The following is a 15,662-nucleotide window of genomic DNA, read 5'->3' on the forward strand; positions in this document are numbered from 1 at the left end:
CCTAAACAGGCTGGCATACAGCCGCCTAAAACACAAAATTAAAGTAAAAATCTCTTGACTTTTAACACAGAATCTCTATAACATCTCTATAAGGTCCCTATAAGGTCGGGGTAGAAGTGTAAAATATAAAACGTCGGGAGTATTGAGGTTTGAATATGCGAAATATTGGAAGAAATACAAAACCCGGTTATGGGACCGGGTTTTGCTTGTTTGTTTATAAGAATCTATCAGAAGAGCCCCGATATTAAGCGAGGGCTGCTTCTTTTTTTTCTAAGGTAGTACTATAGAACTTTTTCAATTCTGCTTCGGCTTCGTCCAGGTTGATGTTCATCTTTTCTGCTGTATTTGGAGCCAACTCAGATGAAGCTGCTAACTGACGATAATAGCTAACACCTTCCTGCAGATTTTTGTAGAAGTCTGTAAAGTATTTAGCTCTTTTGCTACCTGGCTCTGGTACGCCTTCTTCTTCGACCAGTTCTACAAGGTAATTGATGTATAAAACCAGTTCATTGATGAAGAGGTTCGGACGCTCTACCTGCCCAAGCAGGTCTGTGCGGCCATAAATATGCCCAACCATTTCTGCCAGGGAAGCAATTTTGGTAAAGTAGGCAATGTTGGGCCCAGGGCATATCGTAACGCCATCCTGATTTTTCAGGAAAGGAACTTCATATTTTTTAGAAGCCGCATTGCTCAGCCCTACGCACAGGCACTCTTTATCCAATAAGGCTTTTAACTGCTTATTATATTCAGCCTCGGGCAGGTTCAAGGATTTTAACTGCTCCATTTTCAGCCTTTGGTATTTGAGCGAAGCGGTACAAATTGGTTCTTTTGTAAACTCCGTATTGGATACCAGTTGCTTTTCTGTGCAAGGACTTCCCGGTTTTCCTTTTGAAATGCGGTATGCTTTTTCCAGGTCGGAAGAGGTGCCTTTCAGGTAATGGAAGCGCACGCCTAATGGAGAGTTCTTACTTAAGAAGATATCATCCTGACCTGCTTTTGATAACAATTGCAAGGTATTCTGGTCAACCGTTGTTGCTTCGGGAACCAGCAAGAAGGGGGTGCCCCAGCCTGTAGCGTCGACATTATAGTAACGCTTCAGGAAATCGTCTTCTTCGAACGTACCGATACCACCTTGTACGGTGATCTTGATCGGGTGCGGCTCGCTGAAGCCTTCTCCACCTTTTGCTTTTACAGCAGCGTTGTAGAGTTGGAACAAGGCAGCGGAAAGCTCTTCTTTTTTGTTCTTGAATTCTTCCATGATGGGACCGAGGAGGTAACCATCGGTAGCAAAAGCGTGGCCACCGCAGTTGAGACCAGATTCGATGCGGAACTCACTTACCCAAAATCCTTTTTTAGCCAGGTATTTTCCCTGGATCAAGGCGGAGCGGTAATCACTTACTTTAATGACGATCTTTTTATCGAACTGACCCAAACCCTTTGCGTCAAACTCCGTGAATTTTTCCAGGTAGTTGTACAGGCGTGGGTTCATACCAGCGGAAAAGATAAGGGAAGAATTTGAGAGGTTGCTTTTCGCATAGCCTTTCAGGGAAGCCAAAGCGTCGGAGCCTTCCTCGATAACGTTTCCGGCTTTATCCAAGTTATTCTTGTCCACTTTGGTCATGATGTTGACGTCAATGGCGCCGGCTTTGATCTCAGCACGCAGCAGGGCTTCGACCTTTTCCTTTTCTTCTTTATCCTGGAGCCCGATGAAGTGGACGTACAGTTGTTTGAGTTTGCTGTCTTCGGGCAGCATTTCAAAGTATTGTACTATTTCGGAGCCAGCTTCGAAAGCTGCGGTTTTCAGCTTTTCAACCTGCTCGTTTACCATACGGTTGACCAGGTTCAGATAGTCGGTAATCCGTTTTGCACGGCAGTCATCCTCTTTGGGCGTGATGGGAACGTAGGTTTCGCCAATTTTGGGATAATAATACCTGCGCATCATTTCAATCAGCCCATCTTCGATGATAGAAATGGTTGAGGCTATGCCAAACCGCGCCACTTTTACAGGGGAATCAACCGTATAGGCCAATCCCATTACCGGGATGTGAAATCGGTGCAGAGTTGTTGTCATAATTTACTTTTCGAGCTGGCAACTGTTACTTGCAGCATTTTATTATACATATTAAAAATATTGATACAAGGACGAACCTCGTATGAGTTTACCGTAAGGCAAGCAATAAACGTAATCAGGATACGGTACAGGAGAAGAAATATTACAGCAGTAATGAGCTCTTTCCACTTTAAACGACTGCCGGATTCATTTCCGTTCAATAATCCGTTTATGCTATTCTCCCTGTCGGCAGTGAAATTTCTGCTTTATCCTAAAAAACTTCAAAGCAAACATTTTTAAACGGGTGCAAAGATGATTAAAATCAGGAAGAAACCATCATAAATAAGAGTTTGTGATATTTAATAGTTAAAAAATAGCATTAGCGTGAGCTGTATTGCTGAGCTGGCGGGACTTTCCGGCGTACAAGGGGGTTAGAAAATTTTGAAGATGAAGGAGGAGGCGGTCATGTATTTGCCACCCTGAGAGGTGGTGAACAGGTAGGCCGGTTTGCCTTTTAAGAATAAGATCTGGGGGCGCTCGAAGCGTCCGTATCTTTTGAGGTAGGGAGCCGGAGGGGGTTGCTGGATATTATAATGATCGGCACTGTAATAAGCTATCAGGGGTTCATTCCAGTGCTTGCCATCTTTGGAGTCCATGATGAGGCCGACTTCATGATTATACACGCCCATATCCCGGGCGATCATTTTAAACTTTCCTTTTTCACGCCAAACGAAGGCATCTTCAAACTGACGGTTTTGTCCTTTACCGGAAAAGTCTATCACAGGATTGCCCTCATATTTTACATAAGGCCCCTCGAGGTTCTCTGCTATGGCCAATCCATACTTACGATTGCCCCTGATGGGACCGGTTTGTGTTTCGTATTCCTTCGTATTCCAAGACTTGTAATAGAGCCAGTACTGACCATTGGGATGCTTGATGAAAGCGGGGTTGGTGGTGCAATGATCGTCCCATGCACCTTCTGGTCCGGCTTCCAGCAAAGGCTTGTCGGGTCGCTTCCAAGGTCCGTAGAGGGAATCAGATGTAGCCAGGCCAATGCGTTTTGTATTGGTCTTTCCGTTGGAATTGCCCATATAGAACAGGCAATATTTGCCATCCACTTTTTTAATCAGAGGATTGTGGCAGGTAGTGGCGTCAAAATAACCCGGCCGGGGGGCGAGGACCGTTTCCACAAACTGGTAGGGACCTTCGGGTTTATCGGCTACAGCATGGGCGATTTCAGAACCGTTGATCCATCCGCTCATTCCTTTTTTGTCATCCCAACGGGAAAAGAAGACATGAATCTTTCCATCATCGCCTTCAATGGGACTGTTGCACCAAACATAATAGCCTTCCATTTCCAAGGCACGGCCGACAGGATGCAGGCGTTTGGCAAAAGAGGATTCGTCATTTAAAACAAAGGAGCCTGCTTGCCCATGAGTGCAGCAGGCTCCTGCTGTAAATATGGAAAGCTGGGATATAAAGTCTCTACGGTTCATCACTGATTTTAAAATTCGAGATCAAGATCAGACCACAGCCTGGCTGTTGGTCAACTAATAGCTGTGAAAGATACATTTAATCCTAAATTTCAAAATCTTAAATTTCCTTTTTAATATCCTGGGTTTTGGTAATTTTTCTTTTGTTCAGGTGTTAATGGTTGCCCTCCTTCTGTGGTTAAGTCGACCTGTGTTTGCGGTATTGGCCTTAGCTTATGGAAGGGCTGAATGCTGGTAGCGTCTTTGTTATAGAGTTTTGTTCTATCGTACAGCGTTTCTGTCCGCACCAGGTCTTCCCAGCGGTAAAATTCGCCACAAAGCTCCCGTGTTTTTTCATTGAGCATGAAATGGATAAAACGATCGGCAGTACTGGTGACAGTTGGCGGATAGAGCTCACTAGGGGCATTGGTAGTAAAAAGGGCATCGGTTGCCATCATTTCAGGGAAAGTGCTTGCTACATCACCTTGCGTGCCGCCTTCAAACATCCAATACTGCGGATTTTTCGTTTCTCCCTGATGGTAAGCTGCCCGCAGACGAATGATGTTTACGTATTCCAAAGCTTTGGCATAATCACCTTTCCGTCCATAGGCTTCGGCCGCAATCAGGTAGGTTTCTGCAAAACGGGCCAAAATGCCTGCGCGCACACCTCTTTGTTCATTAAAGTTATTCGTCACTCTTACGGGGTCCAAGTGTTTCACTAAAGTCAGGTATTTATTATTCGAATATCCCGTCAGAATACTTCCAGTGGGTGACAAAATATAGCGGGCAAAAACCTTATACCGGTATTTGGCAATATCTGCGGCAGGAATTGGATTAGACTTTTTATTTACAATAAACAGGGCTGCTGTATCGCCAATTCCAAATTTCAATTTTCCGACAAGAGATGGGTTGGGCGCATCGGCAGCAGTAAAAACTGGTGTGCCGGAATTGGTATTGGAATAATATACGGTTCTAAAGCTTTTGTAAAATCTTGAATCATTTTTCCTATCGTAGAGGTCTATGGCATAATCAGATGGACCCAGACGTCGAAAAGGACGCCCGTTAAAGTTATCCACTGTTCTTACCAAACCAGGAATACCGTTATCATACTGCATGATGAAATACAAATGTGTTTGATTTCCCTGAGTACCAATCAGGTTTAAGTTCGTATTGAATTGAGCAGCCAATATGATCTCCTTACTTGCCTGAGCTGTCTGAAACTTTGAATAATCGCCTCTAGGAGCGCTACCATTCTCGCCTAAAGGAGGAACGGTTTGGGTAGGATATACGCCATTCCAAAGATTGGCATAATCTGGCTCCAGCGAATAGGTTTTAGAATTAATTACCAGGTCGGCATAATAAATAGCACTATCAATATCTGTTGGCTTTTGTCCTCTTTGATCTGTAACAGCACTGCCACGGGTAAGATATGCTTTTGCCAAAAAGTGATTGGCAGCGCCTCTTGTAGCCCTTCCCAGATCTGATGTAGTGACTGCTAAGTTTTCAGCAGCATACCTTAGGTCGCTAATAATCACATTATAAACATCCGGAACAGAAGCGCGGGGAAAGTCGGTACGCACCTGGCTGCTGGAACTTAATACGATGGGAACACCACCAAATTGCTGCACCAGCTGAAAATAGTAATAGCCACGCAGAAAGCGCAATTCGGCTACCCGCTGGGTCTTCTGCGCCTCGGTACCTAAAGTTTTGGAAGCCAAATTGGAATAGGGAGGAATGCGTTCTATCCCTAAATTGCAACGGTTGATACCATCGTAGTTGTTCACCCACAAGCTGTTGATAAAACCATCCGCAGGACCTAATTGAGGGATGTACGTGTTGTAATAACTGAAGTTGAACTGGTCACCAAGAATAAATTCGTCTGTACCAAAATTCCAGAGCGCATAAGATTGCTCACTTTCATATTTGAACCGAAGCGGGGTATAGGCTGATCTTACCAAGTCCTCCAATCCCTGGTCGGTAGTGTAATATTCATACGTTAAAGTGCTCACCAGATCTTCTTCGATGAATTTCTTACAAGCGGCCTGGGACAAAACGATTAAAGAGGTCAGTATATAAAGGATGTCTTTTTTCATGTTAAAGGGTTTTTGAGGACGTGAGACGTGAATGGTCAATGGTGAATTGTGAAAGGTTATTGCAATCCTATCCTGAGACCGAACACATAGCTTCTGTAACTATATGAGGTAGGTCCACCACCTGCATTACTACTGGAAGGATAAGAAGAAACATAAGGTAATGTTTCAGGGTCCACGTCATCCACTTTGGCCCACAAGAAGGGATTCAGTGCATTAAAATAGACACTGGCTGAACCTATCTTATACTTACCCAGGAAATCTTTCGGCAAGCGATATGTCAGAGAAATACTGCGCACCCGTACAAAAGACCCACTGCTAAAACTTTTTGATTGCCAGTAAGTCTGCACATCTATTGTGTTGTTCAACTGGCTATATTCATTGGTTGGGTTGGTTGGTGTCCAATAATTCACAAAAGGCCCCACCTGGCGGCCATTGGTTTGCGGCCTTAATATGCGCACCAGAGACCCGTTCCTTACATAGACATAAATACCCAGGTCAAAATTTTTATACGAGAGTGTACTGTTGAAACTGCCTATCCAATTGGGAACCTGGGAGCCTAATTGTGTTTTATCGGCTTCGGTAATCAGTGTATCTCCATTCCTATCCTCAACTCTAAGCTTACCTGGTTGTAAAAGCGCATTTGACTTGTTTCCAGCTTTCAACCAGTAATAATCAGCTAGAATTCCACCTCTTAAAGTGTCAGCATACTGAAAAACGCCTTGTTCCTGGTAATCATAATAAGTGCGGATCGGCCAGCCCAGGAACCACTGGTTACCTATATTATCCTGATCATTTTCTCCAAATAACGTTTTGATCTCTTCCTTGTTTTTAGAGAACATGAAATCGGTAACCCATCTGAATCCGTTTGGCTGGTTGATATTCACCGTTGACAAACTAATTTCAATACCCTTGTTTTTTACCTCACCCAAGTTGACCAGTACGGAAGTGAAACCAGAAGCTGCAGGAATGGACCGACTTTGGATCTGGTCTATTGTTTTAGATTGATAGACGTCAATGGTACCTGTGATGCGGTTTTTCATCATACCAAAATCCACACCGGCATTCAAAGCATTGGTGCGTTCCCAGGTCAGGTCAGGTAAAGGAAGTGTACCCGGCGCATAGCCACCTGCCGGATTATCTGCCCAGTTGTATAAACTCCTATTTAATGTACCGGCAGTTTGGTAAGGAGCGATCGCAGAATTACCAACCGAACCATAACCCAACCTCAACTTCAAAGAATTAAATAGGGGAACATTATTCATAAAAGGCTCTGCATCTACCCGCCAGGCAAAAGCTCCAGAAGGAAACCACAAGCCGGCATGACCTTCAGGGAAAACGGAGGAGTTATCATTACGAATACTTAATGTAAAGATGTATTTGTCCATCAGGGTATAGTTTGCCCTACCCATATAAGATAATAGTTGATATTGGGCAAAACTGCCTGTTCCTGTAACCGAGGCCAGGTTATTGTTTTGCAGGGAGTACCATTTTTGGCTTTCGTATGTCAGGTTTTCGGCAGAGGTAGTGCTTGTATCTGCCTGTATCTTTTGCAGTTCATTCAACAAGGTAAACGACAAGGCATGCTTATCGCCAATTTTGGTGTCATAGTTCACTATATTGTCCAGTATCCAGGTGAAGCCATTTCGTATAGAGTAACTTGCATTGGCAGGGTTGCCCTGGCGCACAGAAGATATGGCTCCGTTAAAGGTGCCACGGCGAACATTAGCAATGTCGACTCCGAATGCAGCCCTGTATTTCAATCCCTTGTACAATTGGATTTCGGCGAAAATGCTACCTATTAACCGGCTGATCTTATTTTCATCAATTATGGAATTGGGATCGTTGAGCGGATTGACGATCTGTGCGTCATTACCCGGGAATAATATCAGGTTGCCGGCAGAGTCGTATGGCAAGGCCAAAGGTATTTGTCCAACAGAGTTACCATATACGGAAGCCCCGAGATTTTGAATCGCCCAGGTATAATTCAGATTACTTCCAATATTGATGATCTTAATTGGCCTGAAGTCTGAGCTTTGATTGAATGTGTAGCGGAGGTAATCCTGTCCGGGCTCAATACCTTTCTGATCGAAATAGGAACCGGAGAACGCTGCCCTGAATTTTTCAGAACCGCCGGTAATGGAGATCTGGTGGCTATTGGTGTGGCCTGTTTGTAAAGCTAAATCCTGCCAGTCGGTGGTGCGCACCTTCGAAGGATCATAAATGGCCACACTATCCAGCACGGCAAGCTTCAGGTTACGCAGCAGGGTTTTCTCTTCTTCAGTTGTTGGTCTTTTTGCCGCGATAAACCTGGATTTATCGATCCAAGTATATCCCATTGCTACTGATTCCCACATATTCAAATCCTGATAAAACAATGCAGAGTCTGATAATGGGTCCGGAAAATACAGGCCAATTGGAGACTGGCTATTTCTTGTGGGATTATAACTCCTGGAAGCGATAAAAGCATCCCTCCGATACTGGGCCCATTCAGGACCGTTAAAAACCTTTACAGGTTCCAAAAGTTTGTCAATGGAATAGCTGCCATTATATTCCACTGAAATTCTCCCGGACTTGCCTTTTTTGGTTGTGATTTGGATTACTCCATTGGCACCGCGCACACCATAGATGGCAGTTGCAGAGGCATCCTTCAATACATCCATGGATTCGATGTCCAGGGGGTTTATGTCATCGATATTGTAGCTCTGGGGAATGCCATCTACAACAAATAAGGGCTCATTAGTAGCTCCTAAAGAACGGTTACCCCGAATGCGAATGGTAGCGCCACCACCGGGGCGAAAGGAAGACATACTAGCATCCACGCCAGCTACCCTACCTTGCAGGGCCTGGGTAACATTTGTTACAGGTACTGCTTTGATCTTTTCAGCATTTACTGTTGCAATGGCACCGGTAACGTCGCCCCTGCGCTTGGTACCATAACCGACTACGACGACATCCTGTAAAGAATTGGCCTGGGGTGCCATAGAAATATTGAGTTGTCCCCTGTTGTTTACGGCTTCTTCGTGTGTACCAAATCCTACATAGCTAAATACCAGTGTAGCATTGGCCGAGGGTGCGCTGATCTGAAAGGTTCCATCCGGACCACTTACAACGCTGGTTGCGGAACCTTTTACCTGTACGGTTACCCCTGCCAGTGGCTGACCATTCGCATCTACCACCTTACCTGTGACGGGGAAACTTTGAGCGAAACTTGAAAGGGTGAATAGAAAAAGGAGCAAGACAAGGCAAAGGCCTTGAGTAAAGGTGTTCTTCATATAGCATGGTTAAGGGTGAAAAAGTGTCTAAATTTAGCAATTTATATAGACATTTTTTTCATGTATTGTGCTGCATAATTATTATATTCCTTATATAAAAAAGGGTGAAACTCAGCAAATAATAGCTGAGTTTGGTTCATTGCCGAAATGTTTTGGGACAATAAAAAGAGGCTATATCATACTTTGATATAGCCTCCTCTAATTAAGCTAGTTTTTAGCAATCTTGGTGTCAATAATTCAACCTATCAATTATATCCTTCATTCTGAGTATACAAACCGGGTTTGGTTTGTATTTCAACCTGAGGAATAGGATAGATCACGTATTGAGGAATCACCTTATTGATGGTAGTCATTTTATCAGAGTTGATCCAATTGTTCATTGTTGTTACTGCCATGCCTTCACGCACCAAGTCATTCCAGCGCAAACCTTCACCGATAAATTCTCTTCTTCTTTCTTCCATCAGCGCAGGCAAGTCAACGTTTGATACGGAAGAAAGGCCAGCTCTTGCACGCACCTGGTTTACAATAGCATCCACATCTGCTTGTGTGCCGCCAGCGCCATGGAGCATACATTCAGCTTTCATCATCAGGATGTCGGTATAGCGGAGTGCGATGAAGTTGATCGGCCAGTCGTCACGTTTGGTACCTTTTTTAGCAATGTTTATATATTTCTTAATAAAAGGACGGGTTGTATCTATTTGTGCATTGGCAGCTGTGCTTAGTGCAAAAGAATGTTGAATTGAGAATGTATCACGAATATCCACTTTACCTGTGCCCGCGCTTGTGCGGTAAGATTGCATCAGATCTTTTGTTACGTTGTAACTTGCAGAACCATAACCATTGCCGTAATTCGATAAACCCAATCCAGCCCAATAAGTATCGGGCACTAACTGGCTTGGGAACTCAGCGCCGTTGTTTGTTGTCATGAACTGAATATCAAAGAGTACCTCCTTGTTATTTTCATTGGTATATGAAAATATGTCGGTATACTTTGCAAGGAACTGGTATTGGTTGCTTGCAATGATTTCATTGAATAAAGAAAGTGCTTTACCATATTCATTACTGTTCAAACCTGGACCATCAACACTGTAAGTAGGACCAGACTTTGTAAGGTATACCAATCCCAAAATCCCTTTAGCAGCTCCAGAAGTTGCCCTTCCAATATCTACGCCAGTATAAGAAGCAGGAAGATTCGCAATTGCATATTCTAAATCCTTGATGATAAAACTATAGACATCTGCAACAGAACTTCTAGGAATGCTAGCTACCTGATCAGCCATTAATGGCTTGTCGATGACAGGAGCTTTACCATATAAACGAACCAAGTCTAAATAGTAAAAGGCCCTTAGAAAGCGTACTTCTGCTTCAAAACGTTTCCGTAATGTAGCATCAGTAATCACAGAACCATTGGTTGACAATTTATCTAAAACGACATTGGCATTATAAATACCATTGAAGTCATTGTTCCATGCACCAGCGATAAAAGCTGTTGTTGTAATATTAGGCGAGAAGTCGTTAATCCCCTGCCAGTCGCGGTTACCATCAGATACAGGCGAAACGTTATCAGACCTCATTTCATTCATCCACATGGCTTGTGTGGCGTAAGATTTCAATTTACTGTACACACCATTTACTGCCAATTGAAAATCATTTGTGTTAGAAAAGAAGTTTTCTGTTGACGTACTAGAAACAGGCAGCTGGTCAAGCTCTTTCGTGCAAGAGCCTAATGTTGTAAGTATTATAAGAGAGGTTATATATGTAAGCTTTTTCATCACATCATTTTTTTAGGTTAGAACACTATAAAGACAAGTTGATACCAAAGGTTATGGTCTTATTCAGTGGCATTGCGCCGTAATCACCAGGCAGAGGGAAGCCACTGTCGCCACTTACATTGGTATTCTGAGCTTCAGGGTTCACACCTCCATCATATTTATCCTTTCCAAACCAGTTCAGAGCAGAAGCATACACTCTTGCAGAACTCAGGAAGCCAGTTTTGATTACTTCTTTCAGGTTGTAGCCCAAGGTAATGTTTTGAACTCTCCAGAAGTCGGAAGAATACAACCAATCGGTAGTGAACTGTGGAATCGTATAACCTATACCGATCTTTCCACGAGAAGCATTGTAATCCTGATTTTCAGCAGTCCAGCGGTTGCGCCAAACACCTAAGGTTGTGTTTTTTCCGTTTGCAGGGTTGTCAATAGCGCGTCCGAGGAATGAATATATCTTCCCACCCATTTGGCCATATACCTGAACACTCAAATCAAAACCTTTGTATTTGAAGTTGTTGGTTAAACCCCAAGTATATTTAGGAGTTGGCTGACCGGCATTTACACGGTCATTTGCATTGATCAATCCATCTCCGTTCTGATCAACGTATTTGGCATCACCCACAGTCTGGCCTGACAGTTTAGCCACTTTAGCATCCGCAATATCAGCTGCAGTCAGGATACCATCAGTCTGGATCAAGTTGAAGCTATATAAAGGTGTACCTATTTGCAAGAGGAAAGGACTGAAGCCACTGTAGTTAGAAGCTATCTGAATATCAGCTCCATCTGGTCCCAGACCCACTACTTTGTTTTGATTGAAGGAAATGTTTGCATTTGTTGTCCATTGGAAACCGTGGCTCATGATATTCATAGTATTCAAGCTCAGTTCCACTCCTTCGTTTTTCACAGAACCAATGTTCATCAGAAGAGAAGTAGCACCTGAAGCTGCCAAAACCGGGATCTTCAACAGGAGGTCTGTATTTTTCTTTTGATAGGCATCAACGGTTACATTCACCCTGCTTTTTAAAACAGCCAGGTCAAAACCTACACCATATGTATTAGATGTTTCCCAGTGTAATTTGTCTGTTACAATTCCACCCACAACTTTACCAGAGGCCAGCGTAGTACTAGCTGATCCACCGAAGCTGTAATTGGAAGCACTCATCGTAGAGATCGGGTAGTCACCAATATTGTTGTTACCGCTCTTACCATAGCTTGCTCTCAGCTTAAGGTCATTGATAAAGTCAATTGACTTCATGAAAGGTTCTTCTGAAATTCTCCATCCCAAGGATAATGAAGGGAAAGTTCCCCAACGGCTTCTGGCACCAAAGCGTGAAGAAGCATCCCGACGCAGAGAGGAAGAAAACAGGTATTTACCATCATAGCTATATTGTACACGACCAAAGTAGGACAACATTGTGCTGTTGCTTTCTGTTGTATTACCAGTGATGGTTACGCCAGCCGTACTCGCCATGGCATTGTTCAATGTGATCACAGAGTTGTCAGCAAAACCGCCGGCAGTGCTCATGGTATAGTTTTCAATATGAGCCCAGCTATAAGACATACCACCCAGTACGTTCACGTTGTGCTTTGCAGCAAGGGTTGTGCTGTAGTTTACTGTATTTTCAGTTACAAAGTTTTGCTTTTTGAAACCGCTATAAGAACCAGAAGCACTTTTACCAGGAGCTGTCAGGTAATTGGTAATATTACCACCTATAAAATCTGAGTTATAAGTTTTCTTATTAGCAGTTGCCTCATCATAGTTCAGTGTGTTCTTTACTGTAAGGCCTTTTGCAGCCTGTAATTCTGTAAAAAAGCTATACAGGTTCCGGGTGGTCTTCGTTAAGTTCAGTGTATTATTTAAAAAAGCAACAGGACTTAATGAAGAAGATGCCCAGCCATACACTGCGTTCTTTCCCGCACCGGTATTCATTCCAGCTGTATCTTCTACTATTGGAGTCATGTTGAACAGCTTCATTAACTGAGCGTCTTTACCTTCTGCAGCAGGCGCATTTGTTTCAGAATAAGAAGGAGCCAGGTTCAATCCCAGTTTCAGTCTTTTAGAAGCATTTACTTCAATGTTGGCACGACCGGCGTAATTTTTATAACCAGAATTCAACAGTACACCTTTTTGATCCAGATAGTTTACAGAAGCATAATATTTCACAGCTTCGGTACCGCCAGAAGCAGAAACTTCATAGTTCTGAAAAGGAGCTGTACGAAAAGCAGAATCCTGCCAGTCCACATACAGCAAACCCGGGTGCCCAGGCATTGACCAACGGTCATCTACCATATAGTTGTAGTTGTAAGCATTTGCGGCCAAACCCAAAATAGCTCTTCTTTCAGCGGTAGTTTGACTAGCTGTTCTTGAGCCATCGGTAACGGAAGTGATCCATTTATAATTAGCCAGTTCAGTAGCCTGCGCGATCCACTCTTCAGGACTGAGTACATCCAGCTTCTTAGCCACTTTACTAAAACCAGTATTTGCATTTACTCCGATTTTAGCCTTGCCCACCTGGCCTTTTTTTGTGGTGATGAGTACTACACCATTAGCAGCGCGAGAACCATAAATGGCACCAGCAGCCGCATCTTTGAGCACCTGAATACTTTCAATGTCGTTAGGACTCAGGTTATTGAGCGGGTTGCCTGTAAAACCACCGCTTGAGTTCTGACTGGCCACATCCAAAGGAAAACCGTCAATTACATACAGAGGTTCATTACCAGCAGAAATGGAACCAGAACCACGAACGATAATGCTCATACCCTGACCAGGCATACCAGTTTGCTGGCGCACCTGCACACCGGCCATTTGTCCGACCATTGCCTGGTCTATACGAGTTACGGGTTTTTCTTCAATCCCTTTGGCATTAAAAGTGGCTATGGAACCGGTAACATCTTTTTTTCTGGCAGTACCATAACCTACTACAACCACACTTTCCAAAGCGTTGTTCTGAGGAGTCATGGATACATTAACCAAGGTTCTGTTGTTAACAGCAGTTTCCTGGTTATTGAATCCAACGTAAGAAAAAACCAATACGGAATTCGGAGAAGGTACATTGATCTGATACATACCTTCATTGTCGCTCAGGGCCCTGATATTGGAGCCTTTTACCTGCACAGTAACATTGGTCAGTGGTTGGCCTTCAGCACCAACAACCCTACCTTTTACCTGAATACCTTGAGCAAAAACATGAAATGAGAAGAGAAAAGATAGCACTACAAGATGTAAGCTTCGCACGAGTACATTAACTCTCATAAAGCAAGTTTATTGTGAAAGAATAGGGGGTCAAAAGTAGAAACTAGTAGGTCCCAAGCATCCTGCACTATCCTGCCTAGTTAAAATTTAGCGGTGAAATGGCCGCTTTTAGAGCCAGTTTGAGTAATTAAATCGATAAAAAAAGCCTGTCATTAGATAATGACAGGCTGCCAACGAAACTAAATATGCGAAAGTCTTATTTAATATCCAGGGTTTTGTTCGTACAATCCTTTTTTGACATCCAACTCGGCTTGGGGAATTGGGTAGATGATGAAGTTTTTCTCGAAAGGCTTCATTACTTTTTGTACATCGTCTTTGGCAATCCAGGCTGGAATTACAGTTTCTACCAAACCACTTCTCACCAGGTCGTGCCAACGAGAACCTTCAGCTGCAAATTCCTTTCTTCTTTCTTCCATGAGTTGAGGCAGGGTAACACCGGATAACTGAGTAGTTAAACCAGCTCTTGCACGCACCTGGTTCACAATAGCATCAACATCTGCTTGTGTGCCAGGAGCACCATGCAGGATACATTCTGCTTTCAACATTAATATATCGGTATAGCGTTGTACGATAAAGTTGATTGGCCAGTCAATCCTGTTATTGGTGGGCACTTTGGTGAGATCCACGTATTTCTTGAAGAAAGGGCGGTTTTCTGTTACGCCGTTGTATACGTAACTTCTTACTATAATAGAATCATCACGGCTATCGCCGGCTTCATAAGAATTCACCAGGTCAGAGGAAATAGGACGAATCGTTAAGCCGCCTTGTGTTGGTTTACCCAAAGATTGAAACCATGTGTCGGGAACCAGTACCCATGGGAATGTTGAACCCAAGACAGGAGTTGCACCGTTGATATATTGGATATCAAATACTACTTCTGCATTGTTCTCATTCGTGTATGAGAAAATATCCATGTATTTTGGAAGGAATGAAAAGCGGTTGCTTGCAATTATTTCATTCAACAATGTATATGCCTCATTCCATTCGTTCAAGCCCAAGCCCGGACCTTCGATACCATAGGTAGGACCAGAGCGGGTCATATGCACCAGGGCTAAAATACCTTTAGCTGACCATTTGGTAGGTTTGCCTTTATCAGCAGCTGCATTAACAGCTGGTAAATTACCAGCAGCAAAAACCAGGTCGTCCATAATCAACTTATACACTTCACTTACCGGACTTCTAGGAATGGTCAAGGCTTCAGAAGATGAAACCGGATGATCAACAACCGGCACTTTACCAAACCATCTTACCAGGTCGAAGTAATAAAAGGCTCTCAGGAATCTTGCTTCAGCCTCCATGCGTGTTCTTAAGGCAGCATCAGTTACAATACTACTGCCATTATCCTTCAATTGTTGCAGTAATTCATTTGCTTTGAATACTCCATTAATATTCGAGTTATATGCTTCGATTACATATGGATTACTGGCGATGGTTTTATGAAAACTATTGATACCTTCCCAATCGCGAACACCACCATCTGATACTGCATATAAATTATCTGATCTTGTTTCAGACAAGTTCAACTGCCTGTCGGGATAACCACGAAGGTTGTTGTAAACAGCGTTGGTGGCCTGTATAAAATCATTTTGTGTTTTGTAGAAGTTACCGGTAGCAACTGATGAAATGGGCACCTGGTCTAATTCCTTTTTACAAGAAGAAAACAGAACGGTTGCTGCTATAATTGGAAGAAATACTTTTTTCATTGTGATGTTTTTTGAGTTCATGAGTTCACTAGTCACGAGTTGGTGAATTG

General features: G+C 43.3%; 7 protein-coding genes. All 7 read right to left on the bottom strand.

The window, feature by feature from the left end; translation table 11 throughout:
• Positions 1 to 244: 244 nt before the first annotated feature.
• The 7 genes from OCK74_RS16020 to OCK74_RS16050 all read right to left on the bottom strand — a co-directional run bounded on the left by OCK74_RS16020 (position 245) and on the right by OCK74_RS16050 (position 15,612).
• On the bottom strand, positions 245 to 2,071 hold the full coding sequence (locus tag OCK74_RS16020) for a hypothetical protein (RefSeq protein ID WP_279298068.1): 1,827 nt from the start codon (positions 2,069 to 2,071) through the stop codon (positions 245 to 247).
• Between the two features lie 410 nt (positions 2,072 to 2,481).
• Positions 2,482 to 3,546, bottom strand: coding sequence for a glycoside hydrolase family protein (locus OCK74_RS16025; protein WP_279298069.1), 1,065 nt, complete (start codon positions 3,544 to 3,546; stop codon positions 2,482 to 2,484).
• 110 nt (positions 3,547 to 3,656) lie between these two features.
• Positions 3,657 to 5,615, bottom strand: coding sequence for a RagB/SusD family nutrient uptake outer membrane protein (locus OCK74_RS16030; protein ID WP_279298070.1), 1,959 nt, complete (start codon positions 5,613 to 5,615; stop codon positions 3,657 to 3,659).
• A gap of 56 nt (positions 5,616 to 5,671) precedes the next feature.
• A complete protein-coding gene (locus tag OCK74_RS16035; RefSeq protein ID WP_279298071.1) occupies positions 5,672 to 8,887 on the bottom strand; it encodes a SusC/RagA family TonB-linked outer membrane protein in 3,216 nt (1,071 codons plus the stop codon).
• Between the two features lie 245 nt (positions 8,888 to 9,132).
• A complete protein-coding gene (locus OCK74_RS16040; RefSeq protein WP_279298072.1) occupies positions 9,133 to 10,659 on the bottom strand; it encodes a RagB/SusD family nutrient uptake outer membrane protein in 1,527 nt (508 codons plus the stop codon).
• A 25-nt stretch (positions 10,660 to 10,684) separates the two neighbouring features.
• Positions 10,685 to 13,909 (bottom strand): SusC/RagA family TonB-linked outer membrane protein, encoded by a 3,225-nt coding sequence (locus OCK74_RS16045; RefSeq protein ID WP_279298073.1) that lies wholly within the window; start codon positions 13,907 to 13,909, stop codon positions 10,685 to 10,687.
• Between the two features lie 200 nt (positions 13,910 to 14,109).
• Entirely contained in the window at positions 14,110 to 15,612 is a 1,503-nt protein-coding gene (locus OCK74_RS16050) for a RagB/SusD family nutrient uptake outer membrane protein (RefSeq protein WP_279298074.1), read from the bottom strand.
• Positions 15,613 to 15,662 lie beyond the last annotated feature (50 nt).

Source organism: Paraflavisolibacter caeni, assembly GCF_025628885.1.
Classification (GTDB): Bacteria; Bacteroidota; Bacteroidia; order Chitinophagales; family Chitinophagaceae; genus Flavisolibacter; species Flavisolibacter caeni.